At 39.7% G+C, this 19,990-nt stretch carries 16 protein-coding genes; 1 reads left to right on the forward strand and 15 read right to left on the reverse strand.

Translation table 11 applies throughout. The features are described from left to right. Position 1: 1 nt before the first annotated feature. From SB717_RS14550 to SB717_RS14610, 13 genes are all read right to left on the reverse strand, one after another. Positions 2-1,036, reverse strand: a complete 1,035-nt coding sequence (locus SB717_RS14550; RefSeq protein ID WP_410904027.1) for an oxidoreductase — start codon at positions 1,034-1,036, stop codon at positions 2-4. Beyond that, positions 1,033-1,803, reverse strand: a complete 771-nt coding sequence (locus SB717_RS14555; protein WP_074680723.1) for a DeoR/GlpR family DNA-binding transcription regulator — start codon at positions 1,801-1,803, stop codon at positions 1,033-1,035. The genes SB717_RS14550 and SB717_RS14555 overlap by 4 nt, the downstream gene beginning before the upstream one ends. A gap of 275 nt (positions 1,804-2,078) precedes the next feature. Continuing rightward, positions 2,079-3,170, reverse strand: a complete 1,092-nt coding sequence (locus tag SB717_RS14560; protein WP_410904028.1) for a toxic anion resistance protein — start codon at positions 3,168-3,170, stop codon at positions 2,079-2,081. Between the two features lie 18 nt (positions 3,171-3,188). After that, entirely contained in the window at positions 3,189-4,805 is a 1,617-nt protein-coding gene (locus tag SB717_RS14565; protein ID WP_410904029.1) for a YceG family protein, read from the reverse strand. Positions 4,806-4,899: 94 nt separating this feature from the next. Then, a complete protein-coding gene (locus SB717_RS14570; RefSeq protein WP_013057395.1) occupies positions 4,900-5,478 on the reverse strand; it encodes a TerD family protein in 579 nt (192 codons plus the stop codon). Positions 5,479-5,513: 35 nt separating this feature from the next. Further along, complete coding sequence (locus SB717_RS14575) at positions 5,514-6,092, reverse strand: TerD family protein (RefSeq protein WP_025751616.1); 579 nt, start codon at positions 6,090-6,092, stop codon at positions 5,514-5,516. A gap of 23 nt (positions 6,093-6,115) precedes the next feature. Next, positions 6,116-6,712 carry a TerD family protein gene (locus tag SB717_RS14580; protein ID WP_074680717.1) on the reverse strand — a complete coding sequence of 199 codons (597 nt, stop codon included), beginning with the start codon at positions 6,710-6,712 and terminating at the stop codon, positions 6,116-6,118. 285 nt (positions 6,713-6,997) lie between these two features. Then, on the reverse strand, positions 6,998-10,636 hold the full coding sequence (locus SB717_RS14585; protein ID WP_410904030.1) for a multifunctional 2',3'-cyclic-nucleotide 2'-phosphodiesterase/3'-nucleotidase/5'-nucleotidase: 3,639 nt from the start codon (positions 10,634-10,636) through the stop codon (positions 6,998-7,000). 628 nt (positions 10,637-11,264) lie between these two features. Continuing rightward, positions 11,265-11,711, reverse strand: a complete 447-nt coding sequence (locus SB717_RS14590; RefSeq protein ID WP_028408237.1) for a DUF6376 family protein — start codon at positions 11,709-11,711, stop codon at positions 11,265-11,267. Positions 11,712-12,108: 397 nt separating this feature from the next. Continuing rightward, positions 12,109-13,089, reverse strand: coding sequence for an ABC transporter permease (locus SB717_RS14595; RefSeq protein WP_045291810.1), 981 nt, complete (start codon positions 13,087-13,089; stop codon positions 12,109-12,111). Further along, entirely contained in the window at positions 13,082-13,993 is a 912-nt protein-coding gene (locus tag SB717_RS14600; protein WP_074680709.1) for an ABC transporter ATP-binding protein, read from the reverse strand. The genes SB717_RS14595 and SB717_RS14600 overlap by 8 nt, the downstream gene beginning before the upstream one ends. A 13-nt stretch (positions 13,994-14,006) precedes the next feature. Further along, the gene (locus SB717_RS14605) at positions 14,007-14,801 is read right to left on the reverse strand and encodes an SGNH/GDSL hydrolase family protein (protein WP_074680707.1); all 795 of its coding nucleotides are present in this window, start codon (positions 14,799-14,801) and stop codon (positions 14,007-14,009) included. Between the two features lie 23 nt (positions 14,802-14,824). After that, entirely contained in the window at positions 14,825-15,703 is an 879-nt protein-coding gene (locus SB717_RS14610; RefSeq protein ID WP_410904031.1) for an NAD(P)-dependent oxidoreductase, read from the reverse strand. 346 nt (positions 15,704-16,049) lie between these two features. On the opposite strand from SB717_RS14610, the gene SB717_RS14615 reads away from it, so the two are divergent. Then, complete coding sequence (locus tag SB717_RS14615) at positions 16,050-16,250, forward strand: cold-shock protein (protein ID WP_013057405.1); 201 nt, start codon at positions 16,050-16,052, stop codon at positions 16,248-16,250. A 204-nt stretch (positions 16,251-16,454) separates the two neighbouring features. On the opposite strand, the gene pdxR is transcribed toward SB717_RS14615, so the two are convergent. Both pdxR and SB717_RS14625 read right to left on the reverse strand, forming a co-directional pair. Further along, positions 16,455-17,888 (reverse strand): MocR-like pyridoxine biosynthesis transcription factor PdxR, encoded by a 1,434-nt coding sequence (gene pdxR / locus SB717_RS14620; RefSeq protein ID WP_074680702.1) that lies wholly within the window; start codon positions 17,886-17,888, stop codon positions 16,455-16,457. Between the two features lie 304 nt (positions 17,889-18,192). Next, positions 18,193-19,893 (reverse strand): pyruvate oxidase, encoded by a 1,701-nt coding sequence (locus SB717_RS14625; RefSeq protein ID WP_074680699.1) that lies wholly within the window; start codon positions 19,891-19,893, stop codon positions 18,193-18,195. Positions 19,894-19,990 lie beyond the last annotated feature (97 nt).

The following is a 19,990-nucleotide window of genomic DNA, read 5'->3' on the forward strand; positions in this document are numbered from 1 at the left end:
CTTAGTTAAAATAAACCGCTCGTTTTTCTTTGCTGCTTTCAAATGCCGCTTCGATAACTTTAACTACGTCACGAGCTTCTTCTGCTGAAACCGGAAGCTCTTCTCCTCGAAGCAGGTTGTCGGCAATTTTTTGATAATACATTACGTAAGAACCGTGCAGCGTTTGAATTTCTTTCGTTTCACCTTCGCCAGTTGTCAGCTTTCCATAGTGCTCAGGGCTCTCGGCTCCCCACGTATCATCCACTGGCTTCTTGCCGGCTCTTAGCATATCTTCCTGGCCGTCAATCCCGTATTTAATATAGCTTGCTTTTGTTCCGTGAACTTGAAAGCGCGGCCCGTTGCTTGGCACAATAGCGCTTGAATGCAAAATAACGCGAAGAGAACCGTATCCAAGCACTACGTGGAAGTAATCATCCGTACGTGCATGATCTCGCTGCCCAAACACATCAGCTTGAACAAAGTCAGGCATTCCAAAAAGATGTAAGGCCTGGTCAATTAAATGAGAGCCTAAATCGTAAAGCGCTCCTGAGCCAGGTCCTTCATTCTCTCTCCAGCGGTCTCGAACAGCTGGACGATAGCGGTCAAAATGAGCTTCATACATTTTAACGTCGCCTAATTTCCCTTCTTCAATCAGCTGTTTCACTGTCAAATAATCATTATCCCATCTGCGGTTATGATAGACGCTTAGTTGAACATCTTGTTCTTTTGCTAATTGAATTAATTCATTTGCTTCTTTTTCTGATACGACCATTGGCTTTTCAACAATTACATGCTTGCCTGCGCGTAGTGCGTCTTTCACCATTTCATAGTGCATGCCGCTAGGCGTTGTAATAATAACTAAATCAATGCTGTCATCTTCTAGAAGTTCAGATAGAGTGCTCACTACTTCAACATCCTCTAAGTCACTCTTTACTTTTTCAGGATTTGAACTCATTACCTTTGAAATATGAAATTCTTCTAACACGCTTAAAAGCGGCGTGTGAAAGACCGTTGCTGAAAATCCGTATCCTACTAATCCTACTTTTATTTTCTTCATTGTGTTTCCTCTCCTTTATCAAAATCTGTTACGATAAGCTGCACTTGATTTTGTTCTATTTTTTCTTTTACATCCGCTTCTGGCGCTTTATTTGTAATTAGGATATCAATGTCGCTCATATCACATACTCGATGTAAAAATTCACGTTCAAACTTTGTATGATCCGCAAGCATAATCACTTGTCTTGCGCATTGAATCATCTGTCTTTTTAAAAACGCTTCTTCTTCACTTGGAGATGTAATACCATCTGCACCAACGCCGCACGTACCTAAAAACAGCTGATCTACTTTGTATTCCTGCAACGTAGAAATCGTTCTTGGCCCGGTGACGTTACGGTTTTTCCCGTTAAACTTGCCCGGCAGCAAAAACGTATCACACGCTGTATATTGATCGAGCAAATCCACATTATCAATGGAATTCGTAATAACGGTGACATGCTTTACATCCATATACTTCGCCATCAGTGCGATGGTAGAAGACGTATCTAAAAGCACGTCATACCCCTCCGACATTAACGAAGCTGCTTCTTTAGCAATTTGTTCTTTCGCTTTGGTAGGCGTCCGTTCACTGTAATCAATAATATGACTTGACGATAGCGTCGCTCCGCCTTTAACTCTCATAACCTCGCCGTTTTCTTCAAGCTTGACTAAATCGCGTCTCGCCGTATCTTTTGAAACGGTGAACATATCGCAAATTTCGTCTAATGTAATTGTGCGGTGTGTGTGAAGGTATTCAATAATCCCACTCATGCGCTGCTCTTGATACACCCGAATACCCTCCTTTTTTACTTTGATATGAGCTAATTATAGCGCAAAGAAAAGTTAAAAACCAGCAAAAATACTTAAAATAATTAAGTTTTTTACGTTTTTAACTTAAATTATAAAAGTACGCAAACGCCTTCTGGAAATAACTATCTTATTTTGGATAATACTTCTTTTATATCTGATACCCTTTCACGCTTTTCACTAATCGCTTATGGTTCAGACTTCTAGCAAACGTATAGGCAAAAAAAGCGGGAATCGTAAAGATTCCCGCTTTTTCGTTACATCTTATGTTCAAGCGCCTTGAAGTTTTCTTGAAATTGCTCCAAGCGAACAAATCCTTCTTCACGAAGGCGTTTATTTTCCTCTTCAATTGCTTTTGTTTCCTGCATTCCTTTCATAATAATATTCCACGTTTGCTCCATCGTTTCTACTTTTACGCTAGGGGCACCGGACATTTTAGCGATTTTAACGCTTTGCTGTGAAATATTTTCTGCATTTCGAATGAGCAGTTCATTTGTACGTTTGTCTAATTCGTTCATCGACTCGGCTACTAAATTTTGACGCTTTGCTGCGATTGCGTTAATAAGTCCATTTTTAAAAATAGGAATCGTTGTAATAAACGCAGAATTGATTTTGCCGATCAGCTTTGTATTTCCTCGCTGCAGCATGCGGATTTGAGGAGCGGATTGATAAGATACTTGTTTTGCCATTTCTAAATCATATAATCGCTGCTCCATCAGCTCAACTGCGTTTTTTAAGGTTTGAAGCTCCATTGCCGTCAGCTGATTTCCACTCGACGCTCTTTCTTCAAGCACCTTTAGCTCTTGTTTTAACTCTTCTACTTTCAATTCGCCCGCTACAATGTATTTTTCAAGCTCCATGTAATACTGATAGTTTTGCTCGTAAAGCTGTTCAAGCGTTGTGGTTGAGTGCTTCATTTCAGTTTCATATTTTGTGATTTCAACATATACTTTATCAATTTCAGAGCCCATCGTCTCATATTTTTGAAACAGCTTGTCCACTATTTTTTGACCGCGTTTAAAAAGCTTAGAGAAAAACCCTTTATCTTCAACAAAATCCTTTGCATCAAATTTATCCATAATCTTTCCAAGCTGCTTTAATAATTGACTTGATTCTTCCATGCTAGACGATTTAATTGTACTAAGCACTTTTCCGGAAAACGAGGAAATTTCATTGGCTGTTTCTTTTCCGTATTCAAGCAGAGCCAGCTGATTTTTATAATCAATTTGTTCTGCTAAGCGACGTACTTCCGGCTCTTCTCGCAGTTTTGCTTTTACTTCATTAGGCTTTGTTTCTAAAACTTCTTCGGCTTCGTTTACATCTAAAGGCTGTAATTCGTTTGTTGCCATTTAAAAACCCTTCTTTCTTTAAAAGATTCGTTTTAACCATTTTTGAATGAGCGAGGGCTCTTTGAATTCTTCATTAAAGCTAATATCTTCTAGCCAGTGCATATCGAAATACTTTTCTTCGACGAACGCTTCTATATCCAGTTGCCCCGTCGGATTAAAGAGAACAATATCAACGCCGAACTCATTTAACAGAAGCAGTAAAGCTGCATCTTCACGCGTAAACGTTTCATGTTCATTTCCATGATAAATAATGAGACGGGGTACATGCTGCGTATAATCAAACTTTTGAAGCATACGAAGCACGTTGTTTGGAAGCTTCAAAGACTGATTAAACAAATACATTTGATGCTGATACGCATCTTCATGATCCAACCGAAGAAGCTTTGGATGTGCACAATACCTAGAAATAGCTTCAGCAAGCCCTTGCTGAAGCCCGATAGGCAGCTCTTTATAGCGCCACCAGTTGCTTTCAATCATTTTATCTGGACTGAGCGTCCCATCACTTCCGAGAGCTCCTTGATAATGAAAGTGATTATTCCCCTCTATCTTTTTGGCAAAAGGAACAGAACCAATCGTCAGAGCTAACTCATTTTCCGTTTGCATGAGCTCATGCACTTTACTCCAGTACTCTTTTCGGTTTTTAGAAATACCAAGTACTTTTGAAAATAGGACCGGCACGTGTACATATGGCTTTGACACTTCAAAATTAGGACGGATAAACGCCCGTTCTCTCATTAATAAAAAGATCTCATCATACGTTGTTTTAAGAGTAACTGAAGCAGGAAAGTAAAAGCGAAATTGCCACGGTTTATACAGCATGGACTCCTCTGAATGAAGCACTTGCTCAATTTCTTGTGAAGCTCTAAATGCTACCGTACCTTTTCGAACCGGTTTATCCGTTGGAAAAGATACAAGCGAGCTAGTAGAAGGAAACGTATAAACCGTTGTTAAATGCTGATTCTTATCTACTTCTTTTAAATTATCCTTTCCTTCTGGATGAAAGGTAAGGACGTCAAAACCTAGTAAAATTAAATAATGGAAAAAATACTGCTCGCTTTTATTCGCATCCCCATACCACATGATGCGAGGCGCGTGCTCAGGAAATGCTTTATCGACCATCCAAGGTTTTACATGATTCCACTGCCACTTTATTAAATCGATTAATACGCGTTGAAAATGCCCGTCCATAAAGCCCTCTGCGTGCTGTTCTTTAAAACAAGTTAACGTTTCAATAAATTTTTCACGTACTCTTCTATGTATAGCGGGATTTTCTGACTTCACGATCAGCTTTTTTCCTTCTAAAAAAGCAAATAGCCGATTGACAGAAAGACCGCGCTCTTCTTGATTAATTTTAAGGATCGTTTGTACTTCTTTTAATCTATCATTAGAAATGGACTTATCAAGCTTATCTTGCAAGACAATAATTGATGGTGATGAATGTGCAAGTTCATAAAGAAAAGCTGCGTACTCGTCCGCATCAAGATGAGTGCCTAAATATCTGCCTGCCACTTGTTTATAGGTAGTTTGCTGCTCATTTTGTATAAAGTCACCTCGCAGAGAAACATCTTTAGAAAAAAGAGAAGTTCCATCCTGCTCGTTAAGATTAATCATATGAGGATCAATTAATTTACTCACACCTTACAGCTCCTTTCTTTTCAGACATATACATGCTAAAAAGAAAGGGTACTCGTTAAAGCACCCTTTCTTTTTCATTTATCGCATGCCTTTTTTATACGGATAATCCGTAGTTCCGGCAAAGATCGGCCAATCCGCCAGAAAAACCGCTGCCAATGGCATTAAATTTCCAATCGTTTCCGTGCTTGTATAGCTCACACACCACAACAGCTGTTTCAATTGAAAAATCTTCGCCTAAATCATAACGAAGCACTTCTTCATTTGTTTCGGCGTCAATGAGACGAACAAACGCGTTGGATACTTGTCCAAAGTTTTGTCCTCGAGCATCTGCGTCGTGAATGGTGACGCTAATTCCGATTTTTTCAACGTGGTCAGGAAGAAGAGAAAAATCAACGGCGATTTGCTCATCGTCTCCATCTCCTGCACCTGTACGGTTGTCACCGGTATGCTCCACAGCTCCGTTTGGACTTTTTAAATTGTTGTAAAAAACAAACTCTTCGTCATTTACAACTTGGCTTGATTTATTGGCTAAAAATGCACATGCATCTAAATCGAAGTCCTGAGACCCAGCATATTTATTTGTATCCCACCCAAGACCTACTATTACTTTTGTTAAGCCTGGGTTCGTTTTGGTTAGGTCAATGCGCTGACCTTTTGATAAAGAAATTGACATAAAAACATCCTCCGTACATTTTCTTACTTTAATGATTAGGCGTTTAAACCAAAGTCGTTTACAAGTGCCGCTAAGCCGCCTTGATAGCCGCTGCCAATGGCATTGAACTTCCATTCTCCACCGTGTCGATACAGCTCGCCTACCACGACCGCTGTTTCGATCGAGAAGTCTTCACCTAAATCATAACGAATTAACTCTTCGTCATTTGTTGCATTTAAAATACGAACGTAGGCGTTGCTTACTTGGCCAAAGTTTTGACCGCGTGCTTCCCCTTCATGGATCGTAATGGTAAACGCAATACGTTCAATAGATTGAGGCACATTTTTCAAATCTACTTGAACCTGCTCATCGTCTCCTTCGCCTACGCCTGTACGGTTATCTCCGGTATGCTCAACTGCTCCGTTTGCACCCGTCGTATTATTGTAAAAAATAAAATCAGATTCTGAAGCGCATTTTCCTGCTCCGTTTAATAAAAAGACAGATGAATCTAAATCAAAATCGTTTCCACCGTCATACTTATTTACATCCCATCCAAGACCTACTACTACGTTTGTTAATCCTGGATTCGTTTTTGTTAAATCTACTTTTTGTCCTTTTGAAAGATTAATAGCCATTTTATTCCCTCTTTTCAAGTTGTTTATTTTGTATATTTATTTGCAATTTCTCCTAATCCAGTATCTCTCGTTGCATCTCCAGTTGCTGAAAACTTCCATTCATTCCCGTCTCGATAAATTTCACCTGCAAATAAAGCTGTTGCTCCTGAATGGTCTTCAGATAGATTAAAATAGATAAGCTCTTCGTTTTTAGCGCTGTCCACAACACGAATAAAAGCATTTTTAATCATACCGAAATCTTGGTTTCGCTCAACACACTGATAGATGTTGACTATAAACACAAGTTTATGTACGTTTCCAGGAACATTTTTTAAATTAACAAAAATTTGTTCATCGTCCCCTTCACCTGCTCCGGTAAGATTATCGCCTGAATGCTTAACGCTCCCGCAGTTACTGTGACGATTCCCAAAATACACAACGGCTGAGTTACTTACAAGCTTATCGTTCGAATTGAGCATAAGAACAGACGCATCGCAGTCAATCTCTGGTCCGCTTCCTCCAAAACCAAAAAAGCTGCGTTTTTTTACAGGATCCCATCCTAATCCAACTGTAATAGAAGATAACCCTTCTCTTCCTTTTGTTAAATCAATTTTCTGCCCTTTTTGTAGATTAATAGCCACTTTTATTTACTCCTTTACTATAGCGAACACGTTCTTTTACAGGTTCTATATAACTTTACATAATAGCGTAGATAAATGAAAAAATAGTGAAATCTGTGATACTATTTTTAACGTTTACGTAAGTCTTCTTATGGAGAGAATACCACAATTTGGTGATTGTTTCAAAAATTAAGCTATGTTTTCTAACGTAAATTCATTGACTGAGAGTTTAAAATTTAAGTTAAACTATTAAAAAAAGGCTGTCTCTAAACCGGAAATCCGAGTTATGAGACAGCCTTTTTTGGCTTATTGAGCTATTTTTAAAGTAGGTTCTTGCTGTTCAGCTGTTTTAGCAGCTGCCACGTTTTGAATACGGCCTTCAGCTTTGTATTCAAACGGGCTCTTAAGTGTTTTAATATAGTTTACCGTTGCTTGTAAATCTTCTGGTCCCACTTCCATATCTGAAGAAAGTGCACCAATACCATACTTTTCATTTCCGTACATATAGTTATTCACTACTACCGTGTATTCTTTTTCTTTGTCGATTTTACTTCCATCTGGCAGCGTAATATCGACTACTTTATTAGTACTACTGTCCCACGTATAGTTAAAGCCTGCAACATGAAAGTCGAGTCCGGATGAGGTAATCTGGTTATTCAGCACCGTTTCTAAATCCGCTCCGCTTAGCTTTACTTTATTTAAGACGTTGCCAAACGGCTGAATCGCAAATAAATCGCCGTATGTCACGTCACCTGCATCAAGCTGTGAACGAACGCCTCCGCCATTCATTAAAGCAAAGTCAGCGTTCATTTCTGCTTTCATACCGTCAGCAATTAAGTTTCCAAGCGCGATATCGCCTGTTGGCCCGCTAGACGGATAGCCTTTTGCTAAATCAGTAGATGACTTCCCAACCACTTCTGCTTTAATAGGTGCCGCTAAGTCTTCATATTTTTGCATAATCTTTGAAACTTCAGGATCTGGCGTATAGTCTTTTTGATATACGGTCACAATTTTTGCATCCTTTTTCACGATGTCACCCGTATTGTCGATTTCAACGTCTACGTCAGAAAACGCTGAGCCGTATGAATAAGCTTGAACAATTAGTTTGTTATCTACTACTTTGTTATTGTATACGTGATTGTGAGCTGAAAAGATCACGTCAACTTCATCATCAACTTTTTTAGCGATATCCGCTGCATCAAATTCAGTAGGAGTTCCGTTTTGATTAGATGGATTATGAGCAAGTACCACAATGGCTTTAATACCTTGCTTTTTCAACTCTGCCGTATATTTATCAATCGCTTCTGCTTCGTCCGTAATTTTTAAGTTTTCATTTCCTTTACGAACGATCATGCTTGGCGTTTCTTGTGTTACAACGCCGATAAAGCCGATTTTCTTGCCGCCTACTTCTTTTATTGCGTAAGGTTCCGTAATTAATTTATTAGTTGAAGTATCATAAGCATTTGCCGCTACCACCGGGAAATTCATGCCGTCGTATCCTTTTGTGCCTTTTGGATGGTTTCCGCCTTCAATCATACGGTGAAGCTCAGCAATGCCTTCATCAAACTCATGATTTCCAAGCGTACCTACATCAAATCCAAGTGATTCCATCACTTCAACCGTTGGCTCATCTTGAAACAGCGCTGAAACTAACGGGCTTCCGCCAATCATATCTCCAGCATGAACTAAAAGCGTATTCGGATTTTCAGCTTCTTGTTTACGAATAGCTGCTGCCGTATACTTCATATTTCCAGCTAACAGCGTTTGGCCATTTGAATTGATTTTTGTATCTGTATCGAGCTGACCGTGCAGGTCGTTCATACCTAACAGCTGAATCTTTGTATTATCTTTGGATTCGCCGTTTAAATTAATTTTGTAAATGCCGAATCCTTTGTCGTCCGTTTTATTTGTATACGTAATGTTGCTTCCTTCAGTTAAATAGCTTTCTCCGCGCGGTGAGCTTGTGAACGTCACGTTAGCTGTTCCGTTAATTGGTGCAATGGACCAGTTATCGTCAGCTGTTGGCGTGATTTCTTTTTGCTCGGTAATGTAGTCCATGAGAATTTGACGGTTTTCATCCGCTGAATCAACTACAAGCTCGCTTCCTTTTAGACCAGGGAAGTTTCCGCCTCCGCCAGCTCGGTAGTTATTTGTCACAACAATAAACTCTTGATTCGGGTCAACCGGTTTACCGTTATACGTTAAGTTAACAACTCGGCTTGAATCTGCGTGAATGACATTTCCATTCACATCGTATTTTGCTGGTTTTGTGACGTCAATTTGATATTGAACGCCATCGATTACGTCGAAGTTATAAACAGGGAAGCTTGGGTTTAATAATTCCTGCTCTTCTGTTTTGTTCGGTGTAATTTGATTAAACTTACCGGCAGACATATCAATCCAGTCTTTTACAACAGAACCTTTTACTTTAACCGCTTTTAACGTATTGTCATACAGATACAGGTCGCCTGCGCTTCGAATCGTTAAGTCACCTTTTTTAATTTCTGTATATTCATCGACGCCGTTTCTTCCTGCTTTAAAAGGTGCTCCCACTGATAAAATCGGAAGGTCTTTATATTCCGGCTTGTTTTGAGAAACGTATTTTTCTACGTAATCTTTTTGTGCATTTGTTACAACTTGAATAGATGGATCATCTTTTACAAGAGAAAAATAGCTGTGAATATCATCCGTCGTTTTACCAATTGGTGTGTTCACATATTTAACCGTTGCATCGTGATCTTTTTGAACTGCTTTAACAACACCTTTATCCGGTTCTACCGTACTTTGCGTAACCGTTTTCCCTGATGCATCTTTTACGTCTTTATACGTTTCACGCGTAGACGATTGAGAGCTTACTACTTTCCATTTTCCTTTTTCTTCTTTTAACGTTAAGTCAATTAAACCAAGTGATCCTCCGCCGTAACCTGCTTGGACAGCGGGAACGCCGTTGATTGTTCCTTTTGCATTATCAACGCCAGGAAGAGGCTTTTTATCTGCTCCAAGGAACAAACCGTCTAGCGAAGCTTCCGTTTTAGCAGGGAAGACTTTATGCGTATGCGAAAACGTAATAGCATCAATGCCTTTTACTTCACTTAATGAGTAAATGACATCTTCCGTATTTTGCTTGTTGCTACTAAACCCAGAGTGAGCCATCGCGACAACTACGTCCGCGCCTTTTTTCTTCATTTCTGGAATGTACTTATTGGCTGTTTCCACAATGCCTTTTGTAATGACTTTCCCATCAAGGTTTGCTTTATCCCAATCGTTAATTTGAGGCGGTACAAAGCCAATAAAACCAACTTTAATCGTTCGTTTCTTTCCATTTTCATCGACGACTTTTTTATTCATAATTTTATAAGGCGTAAATTTATTTTTATCATTTTTTGGGTTGTTGTCATGATCATCAACGTAGACATTGGCATTTATGTAAGGGAAGTTCGCATCGTTGTACGCTTCTGTTAAGAAGTCTAATCCATAGTTGAACTCATGATTTCCAAGCGTTGCAATATCGTAATCCAGCTGATTCATTGCTTTAAATACAGGATGAACTTCACCTTTTTTCAGCGGGTTAATCTTGGCTTTATACGTGCCTAGAGGCGTTCCTTGAATGAGGTCTCCGTTATCTACTAATAAGCTGTTTTTCACTTCTTTTCGAGCATTTTTGATTAAGGTAGCGGTTTTAGCTAAACCTACTTTTTCATAAGGGGCGTCTTTGAAATAATCATAGTTTAATAGATTCGTATGAACATCGGTTGTTTCCATCAGGCGTATGTTCACAAGCGCATCTTTTTTATTATGGCCTTGATGCTTGCTTTGCTGTGAGCTTTGTCCAGGATGACGTTCTTCCGCTCCTGCTTGTGTAGTTAAAAGAGGCATCGATAATAGAGAAAGTGCCAGTGATGTGGAAAGGATTTTCTTCGTTTTACTGCGAGTATTCTTTTTCATCTACCATTCACCTTTCAAGTAAGTTATCATCGCTATAAATCTAGCAACTGTTCAAAAATAGTATAGCAGAAAAGATTTATAAAGGATGTAAATTTTTTGATTTTTTAGTAAACCATTTGTATGCGTTTTATTAACTTTTTGTAAACCGAAAAATTTTTTTTAGTTTCTCTCTTTAAAACAAAGGACTATAGTTTTTATTAATTGGATGAACCCTCCTTTTTAAATGAGTCTTATTACCTAATAAATCAACATTCCCACGCTCTCTTTTCATTCAAAAAAAATTTATTTCAAGCGGTGTGTATATATGTACTATACATAGGATATGAAAAGCAGACATTAAGTTTGTCACAGCTTCTAACAAAATTTCGTAGATATAAAAAAGAAAGAGGAGGTTTTTGTCTTCTAACAAATAGATATATTTATATAATTTTACATTTATAACATGGAAACGAGGTTGAGTTATAAGACATACCTACTATATCAATCCAATCTAAAGCATCTATACACATGAAACCTACGTTCACCCTACAAATAAAAAAATCCGAACGAAGTTGATTCTCCATCAAGAATCTTGATTCATCGTTCGGATGTTCTTTGGTTAACATACTTTTTTCTCAGCCGCGTTTTCTTACTGACCTAATTCTTTAATTTGTTTCATAATACTTGATACATCTTGAATTGATTGAAACAATTCACTGTTTTTTAGCGCTTCCGGATTGAAGCTGCCATCCTTTATATTGGCTTCATACGCTTCAATTCCACTAATGATTTTTTCGTTTTGTTGAACAAGCTGATCGTGCACATCAGAAGCGATGTCAGGAGCTTTGGTTTGGTTAAATTCTTCAGCTTTCCCTTTCATTTCCTGCAGCTTTTGCTCTAGCTTTTTTATTGCCTCATCGTCATTAACAGCTTTTTCCGCTAGAGGCGGTATTTCTTCAGCAAACTTTTGTGCTTCACTCACGTAATCTTTCGCATCGTTTGCGTAGTTCAGCGTACTGCTTGTATCTTCAAGAAAAGAACAGCCGCCGACCATAAAAAGAACAGCAGTTGATATGACTAGCATCCACTTTTTCACTTAGCACTCAACCTTTCTTATTTTCTTTTTTGCTATCTTCTTTTCGATTTTCGTTTCTTTAACTCTTTCATAATAATGGGTACAGCTTTTTTTATTCCTTTTTTTACAGCGGGGCTTTTTAACAGTCTCGATAGTTTTGACATTTTTAAGCTCCTCTCTTCTTTTGAAATAACAAAAAACACCTTTACCATATGTGGTAAAGGTGTTTGTATCCAGACCTTTACCAATGGCAACATTGGCAAAGGTCTCGCTAACAATTTACATTGTCAATAAAGCCGGAGATAATAATCTCGAAATGACGACTTTACTGCAAGAGCTACTCCCCTTTGAGCAAAACAGCATTTTTTGTTAACACAATCATAACGTACGTTCCTGATTATCGTCAACTTATATGGAATTAGTACACATCTTTTTTGGTAAATACCAGAAACGACACGAGCAGCCCGGCAAGTCCCCAAATGGTTAAAACACCCAAGGAAAACCCTAGTGTCATTCCTTCAGTCGGAGGAGCTGTGCCTTGCAGGTAAGAAGTTAAATTTAAATTGACCATAAACAAGTACTTAGCTGAATTCCACGAAGAAACCATACTGCTTAAAATCGTACCTGCAATCAAACAAGCAAGCATCACACCCATACCCGCAGCTGTACTTTTAATTAAAACGGACAGCATAAAAGCAAGCGTTCCAACCACCAGTGATACAAACCAAGCAAGGCCAAACTCCATTAAAATATATCTCCACTGCGAAATTAAATGAACGTCCGCTGTATTCAAATCATTGCCCTGCACGCTAAACCCCGTAAGAATCGGGGCTGTCCAGCCTTTAAATCCAAATACAATGCCAGAAATGAGATACGACAACACGCCAAACATTAAAATTAAAAACGAGACGGACATGACGAGCGTGATATATTTACTAAGCAGGATTTTCCACCGTTTCACAGGCCTCGTCAAAAGTACCTTGATGGATCCCAAGCTGTATTCTGAAGACACTAAATCCGCTGCAATAATCATAATCATCAGCGGCAGCAAAAGCTGAATAGCGTTTTCAATGAACCCTCGCACAAACGTTGGTGCTCCCGGTTCTGAAGGATTGATATCGTTATCTAAGTAATACTGCTGCTGCGCCACGCGAATTTCAAGCTGCTTGCGCCAATCATCTGAAATTTGGCTTCCGCTCAGCCGATTTTGCGTATCGATAATTTCTTGCTGCAGCGTACTGCGCCAATCGGTCGTTCCTAGCTTTTCTTGAAGGCGCTGCGTTTCGCGAAGCTGAGCATAGGTGAACATGGAAATCAAAACGCCCATAATAAGGGTAACGATTAACAGGCGCTTTTTTCGAACGAGCTTGATCATTTCATTTTGAACCAAACTAATCAATCGATTCGCCTCCTGTCATTTCGATAAATAAATCTTCAAGAGTTGGAAGCTTTCGGTTCATTTCTTTTACCGTTACTCCTGCTTGAATGAGCTGTTTGTTCCACTCCCCCACTTCAGCTTCCTCATAAAACGTCGTGACATATTCTCCCTGCACTTGCACAAAGTCCGTCACTTGTTTTAAGACGTCTATTCCCGCAGGCTGCGGATCTAGCTTCCACAGTAAGCGCTCTTGCTGAGTTAACAGGGTCTTCACCGATTCTGTGTGAATAACTTCCCCTTTTGCAATAATCGCTACTCGGTCACACATCAGCTGAATCTCACTCAGCAAATGACTCGATACTAAGACGCTTAGACCTTCACTTTCAGCTAAAAAGCGAATAAATTTACGCATGTCCCGAATCCCAGATGGGTCGAGTCCGTTCGTTGGCTCATCTAAAATGAGCACTTTTGGTTTTCCGAGAAGCGCTTGCGCAATTCCTAAACGCTGCCTCATGCCTAACGAATACGTGCGAACTAAGTCGTGGATACGCTCTTGCAAGCCAACTAATGCCACAACTTCATGAATGCGTTCTTCCGTCATAGAAGGAATCATGCGTGAAAAATGCTGCAGATTTTCCCAGCCGCTTAAGTATGGATACAGCTCAGGATTTTCAACAATACAGCCGATATGCTCCATCGCTTTTGTAAACTGCTTCGATACGCTGTATCCACAGATAGAAATGGAACCAGCCGTCGGGCGAATCAAGCCGACAAGCATTCGAATCGTTGTCGTTTTACCGGCTCCATTGGGTCCTAAAAAGCCGAACACTTCGCCTCTTTTTAATTCAAAATCAATATTTTTGATAATTTCTCGTTTTCCTATTACTTTTTTCAGTCCTTTTACTGAAAGCGTTACTTCACTCATATCATTCCCTCCCTTACCACGTAATAAGCGATGCTACACGTTCTGCGATCAGCTTGTAGCCTTTTGCATTCGGATGAAACTTATCAGTATATAAGTAGTCATCTACCTTTAGCTGAAACAAATCAAAGGTCGGAACAAAAACAGTTTGCTTATAATTAGCACTTAATTCACTGCTTTTGTAATTCCATTCTCGTACAATAGCCGTTGTCGTTTTTGCATCTTGCAGGTTACTAAACGGATTATATAAACCAATTAAAAAAATCGTCGCGTCTTTATTTGCCGACCGGATGCTTTTTAAGATGCTGTCTACGTTTTTTAAATAGTCATTTTCTAGCTTTTGGATATTGTTTTTATTTAAGTTCTGCAGCGTTTGTCCACCTTGAAATAAGTCATTTCCTCCAATGGTGATCAGCACGGTATCTGCCGACTTAATCTGCCGCTGAATTTCCTGCTGCTTTACTTGACTTGCCAGCTGCGAAGACGTTTGACCTTTTATTCCAAAGTTACTTAAGAGAATTTTCTTCTTCGTTTTTTCTTCAAGATTATCTTTTAAATACCCAACGTATCCTTTTCCCGCTGCATCTCCTGTTCCTCTTGTCAGGGAATCACCTAAAGCGACAATCGTATAATCCTTGGTGTTTTTGTTACTGCTGCTTGTTTCCTGCTTCGGCTTTGGCATTTCTTTTACAGTAGCTTTTGAGGCGCTAACATAATCATAAATAGACATTCCAAGCCCTGCTGCAAACAGCAGACACGAAATAATCGAAATCAAGGATACAATCCATACCCACTTTCCTTTCGCTTTCACTGGCTGCACTCCTTTTCGCCTTTTTAGTTATCTTTTTTTAGAGCTTCAACTGTTTTTAGTAAAGCGGACCAGTCTAAATGACCCCAGCCATTTTCAATTCCTTGTTCATAATGACCTTTCACAAGCTCTCCTAACGGAAGCGGAGCGGACACTTTTTTGGCTGCATCAATAGCCAAGTCTACATCTTTTAGTCCAAGCTCCAGCTTAAATCCAGCTGGATCAAAGTCTCTTTTAGCAATTAAATTGCCGTAATTTTTATACACAGGAGATGCAAATAAGCTATTAACCACTTCAAGAAACTGCTCCGCTTGCATGCCATACTGTTCTACCATGACTACTGCTTCAGAAACAGCTTCTAACATCGATACTAATAAAAAATTATTGCCAAGCTTAGCTACATTTGATAAGTAAGGCTCGTCTCCTACAGTAAAAATAGTTTGACCAATCGCTTCAAACAGCGGCCAAACGTGCTCTCTTGCTTCTTTATTACCTGCAACTATTACTTTGAGAGCCGCAGCAGCTGCTGCGTCGGGGCGACCTAAAACAGTCGCTGCAACAAAATGCTGTCCTGATGCAGCATGTGCGCTTGTTAATTTTTCGGATAAATCTACGCTAATAGTACTCACAGAAACGTGAATACCGCCTTTTTGAAGGCCTGCAAGTATACCGTCTTGTGACATCGTTACTTCTTCTAAAGCCTCGTCATTTGAAAGAATTGTAAAGACAAGATTTGCTTCTTGTGCTGCTTGAGCAGGTGTCTCTACAACCTTTGCTCCTTTTTTCACAAGACTTTCCGCCTTCGCAGCAGTCCGGTTATAAATCGCAAGTTCATGACCCGCTTTTATCATATTTTCCGCCATCGGTAATCCCATATTTCCTAAACCAATTAAACCCACTTTCATCTTTACCACTCCATTTCAGCACTCAGTATGTACATTTATACTTGTTTTCTACCTTTAGAAAAACTATATTTTCATTATTATATAACTACAGTAAAAGCGAATACAAAGAATAGCCTTTCTAAAATGTTCAAAATGTGACATTTTTTAGACGTGTCTTATAAAAAACTTGTCAAAAAAAACACGGATACTTTTTAAATAAAGCGCTTGCAAGCATAGGAAATTTCTGCTAAGATATAAGAGAATTATTTTTGTTCGGTGGGGATGTATGAGTATTGTCACTTTTCGTCTTTAGATTTGAGCAAGAATAGTACCACAATGTGCGAGTCCGCACGAGGAGGCAACAATTATGGAACAAGGTAAAGTAAAATGGTTTAACGCAGAAAAAGGTTTTGGATTCATCGAGCGCGAAGGTGGAGACGATGTATTCGTACACTTCTCAGCAATCCAAAGCGAAGGCTTCAAATCTTTAGACGAAGGTCAAGCTGTAACATTTGACGTAGAACAAGGTCAACGCGGACCTCAAGCTGCTAACGTTCAAAAAGCATAAGAAACACAACATATCAGAAACAGATCCTTTAAAGGATCTGTTTTTTTGTGTACAAACATAAAAAAGCCCTGTTTTTCAACAGGGCCAGTCGGTACAAATACAGAAGTAAAGTTAATGGTACTCTTAGTATAGCACAAGATCATAACAATCTATACGAAATAATAAAATAAAACTTTCATCCGGCACGTTTACCTATGTTTATAGCTATTCCAGACTCTCTAGGGCGCTCGCAAATCGTTTAATTCCTTCTCGAATAACCTCTTCTTCCCCTCTGCCAAACGTAAAGCGAATAGCTCCGCTTTGAGAACTCAGCACGCTTCCTGGGACAAAAGCCACTCCTTTTTTAAGCGATTCTTCCAATAGACGATAGTCATCGACCGGCTGATTCACTTTGCACCATAAATGAATCCCGCCTTGAGGCGAATCAAAAGATACTTTTGATCCAAGCAATTCGTTCAGACTCGACGACAGGGCATACTCTTGCTTTTTAAGCTCTTGTCTAAGCTTTGCAATATGAGAAGAAAACGTAGGAGAATCTAAGAATTGATAAGCAATCCACTGCGGAAAGATGCTGTGACCAAAGTCAATTTGCTGCTTAGCATCTGCCAGGCGCTGAATCACTTGCTCCGGCCCCACTATCCAGCCAATTCGAAGGCCTGATGCCACAATTTTAGAAAGCGAGCTGATATAGAGGACATTTCCGTTCTCGTCCATCGATTTCAGCGTTTGATGTACATTGCCATCAAATGCCGTGAGTGAATAAGGATCATCTTCAATAAGCGGAATGCCGTATTCTGAAGAAAGCTCTAAAAACCGCTTTCGGCGCGCTTCTGATAACACAATACCGGTCGGGTTTTGATAATACGGATTTAAAAAAACCATTCGAATGCGATGCTTTTTATGTAATTCTACTAAGTCGTCCGGGTTGGCTCCATTTTTATCTACAGGCAGTAAAAACGTTCGTAGACCTGCTGATTGAAAGAGCGGCAGTGAATAGCTATAGGACGGATCTTCAATCGCTACTGCATCTCCTGGTTTTAACAAACACTGCACAATCAAATGAAGTGCTTGCTGTGCACCTGATGTAATTAGAATAGAATTGGAGTCAGTGGAGATTTTCCGGTACTCATGAACATGAGCAGCAATAGCATCACGCAAACGTTCATTGCCGTGGGGATGATCATAGCCTAAATGTTCATTAAAAGGCATGCCCGCTAATATTTGCTGAAAATCTTCGCTTGGAAATAAGCTAGGAGCTAACTCTCCGCTGGCTAAGTTCACAAAATCCGTTCGCAAAGCCTCGCTTCTGATTCGCTGTACGAGCGGTAAATTAGGCAAAAATGAACCGTCTTCTACATATCTCCCCCAGTTTGGAATACGTTTTCGGGAAATTCCCCAGATGCTCGAACTAACTCGCGTTCCGCTTCCTTTTTTACGTTCTACGATTCCAAGTGCCTGCAGCTCTTCATAAGCAGCTACTACCGTGCTTCTGTTCACGTTGAGCTCAGCGGCAAGCGTTCGTTCTGATGGCAGCATAGAATCCGGCGGAAAAGCTCCCGATGAAATACAGCTTTCAATATATTCTGCAATTTGTTTATAAATCGCTTTTTTGCTAGCGCGATCTGGTCTCCAGTTCATGCGGCGTCAGTCCTTACATTTAAACTTTCTTATTAGTAGTTTATCCTTTATCTCTCTTATCTTAAAGAAGTTTTATAAAAAAAGACCATCCAATTTGGCATTTTTTTGCTCATCCACTTTACAAAAATATGATATCACTACTTTTCATTTGTTAGCATTTAAGTTTACATAATAATTTTATAGTTAATTAAATTAAATTATATTCATTATATCAATAAAAAATCCGAACGAAGTTGATTCTTCATTAAGAATCTCGATTCATCGTTCGGATCTTTACTAAAATACTTTTGTCACAGCCTCTTTTTTATAGAGGAGGTAAATCTAGCTTGCCTTCTTGAAACAATTCTTTCACCATGTGCTTGGCATACCCTGTTGCTTGCCCTAGCGTAATCTTTGCTGGCATAGGCGCTTCATTTGCATCGACGATTACATCGATAATGCACGGTTTATTCTGTCTAACTGCACTTTCAAAAGCCGGCAGCAGCTCGTCTTCCTTTTCTACTCGGTAGCCAACACCTCCGCAGATATCTGCATACCTAGCAAAATTCGGGTTTGTTAAATCTGTCCCAAATTCAGCATTTCCCATTACTTCTTGTTCAAATTTAATCATGCCGATTTTATGATTGTTAAATAGCACTACGACTAGCGGAAGATTGTATTTAACAGCTGTAATAAAATCTGCCATTGTCATCGCAAAGCCGCCGTCTCCACATACCGCAAACACCTGCTTCTCGGGATAAGCAATTTTCCCAGCAAGTGCGCCCGGCAGCCCGCAGCCGAGAGTCGCTAGCCAGCTTGAAATCACAAACTGCTGATTTGTCATACGAAAATGACGCGCCATCCACACTGTGACGTTTCCTACATCTACAGACAAGACCGCGTTATCATCCGCTACGTGCTGAAGCGCTCGAATCACTCGCTGGGGCTTGATAGGTACACTTTCTTTGGCTTCTTGGGTATCAAGCTGATTCCACCACTTTTTCATACGTTCTTGACTTTGCTCTAAAAACTGGCGATGCTCTGAGCGGCCAACGTTTTCTAAAAACCACTGAACCGTTGCTTTCGCTTCTCCCGCAAGCCCTGCATCTACAGGATATCTTTTGCCAATTTGTGCAGGATCAATATCAATATGAATCGTTTTCGCATGGTCTGGCAAAAAGCCTGTAAACGGATAGGACGTCCCAATCATGATGAGCGTATCCGCTTCTTGCATCGCTTCATACGCTGGCTTTGTCCCGATTAATCCAAGTCCTCCGAGACAATATGGATGTTCATCCGGTATTGCGCCTTTTCCAGGAAGCGTAAGGACAATAGGTGCTGCGATTTTTTCTGCAAATGCAAGCAGCTCTTCTCTCATTTCATGTGTGCCTCGACCGGCTAGGATAACCGGACTTTCCGCTTTACCAATCAAATCTTTTGCTTTTTCAAGATCTTCTCTATGGGGAAAAATGTCTTGTTTGACAATTATGCTTGATGTTTCTCGTGCTTCTGATCCAACTTCAAAACGAGGAATATCATCGGGAATGGTTAACACAGCCACACCTTTTTTAGCATACGCTGTTCGAATCGCTTGATTGACAACAGTCGGAAGCTGCTCAGCGGACATGACTCGCTGGTTATATACAGCCACATCATCGAACATTCTCTCTAAATTAATTTCTTGAAACGCATCGCTGCCGATGAGATCTGATTCTACTTGCCCTGTAAGTGCTAAAACGGGCGCTTTGTCTAATTTGGCATCATATAAGCCATTTAGTAAATGAATTGCTCCCGGTCCGGCAATAGCCGTACATACACCGATTTTACCCGTTAACTTCGCATATGCAGCTGCTGCGAGAGCTCCCGCTTCTTCATGCCTTACTTGAATAAATTTAATTTTATCCTGTACTTTGCGAAGCGGTTCAATAATTGAATTAATGGAGTCTCCTGGCATGCCGTAAATATGATCAACGCCCCATTCAATTAGCAGTTCAATCAGTTTTTCTCCAGCTTTTTGTTTAAACATATGACTACCCCTTTCTTCTTATATATAGAGATAGTGTGACCTGATACGCTCTTTCTTACTTATTTTCAGCCGTATAATTTTCGTTTTCTTTCGTTAA

It is taken from the genome of Priestia sp. SIMBA_032, assembly GCF_046535215.1.
Classification (GTDB): domain Bacteria; phylum Bacillota; class Bacilli; order Bacillales; family Bacillaceae_H; genus Priestia; species Priestia aryabhattai.

Coding starts and splice junctions, on each gene's coding strand:
- SB717_RS14625 (WP_074680699.1), bottom strand. CDS start 19,893: ATGTTTAAACAAAAAGCTGGAGAAAAACTGATTGAACTGCTAATTGAA.
- SB717_RS14615 (WP_013057405.1), top strand. CDS start 16,050: ATGGAACAAGGTAAAGTAAAATGGTTTAACGCAGAAAAAGGTTTTGGA.
- SB717_RS14585 (WP_410904030.1), bottom strand. CDS start 10,636: ATGAAAAAGAATACTCGCAGTAAAACGAAGAAAATCCTTTCCACATCA.
- SB717_RS14575 (WP_025751616.1), bottom strand. CDS start 6,092: ATGGCTATTAATCTTTCAAAAGGACAAAAAGTAGATTTAACAAAAACG.
- SB717_RS14550 (WP_410904027.1), bottom strand. CDS start 1,036: ATGAAGAAAATAAAAGTAGGATTAGTAGGATACGGATTTTCAGCAACG.
- pdxR (WP_074680702.1), bottom strand. CDS start 17,888: ATGAACTGGAGACCAGATCGCGCTAGCAAAAAAGCGATTTATAAACAA.
- SB717_RS14600 (WP_074680709.1), bottom strand. CDS start 13,993: ATGAGTGAAGTAACGCTTTCAGTAAAAGGACTGAAAAAAGTAATAGGA.
- SB717_RS14560 (WP_410904028.1), bottom strand. CDS start 3,170: ATGGCAACAAACGAATTACAGCCTTTAGATGTAAACGAAGCCGAAGAA.
- SB717_RS14570 (WP_013057395.1), bottom strand. CDS start 5,478: ATGTCAATTTCTTTATCAAAAGGTCAGCGCATTGACCTAACCAAAACG.
- SB717_RS14610 (WP_410904031.1), bottom strand. CDS start 15,703: ATGAAAGTGGGTTTAATTGGTTTAGGAAATATGGGATTACCGATGGCG.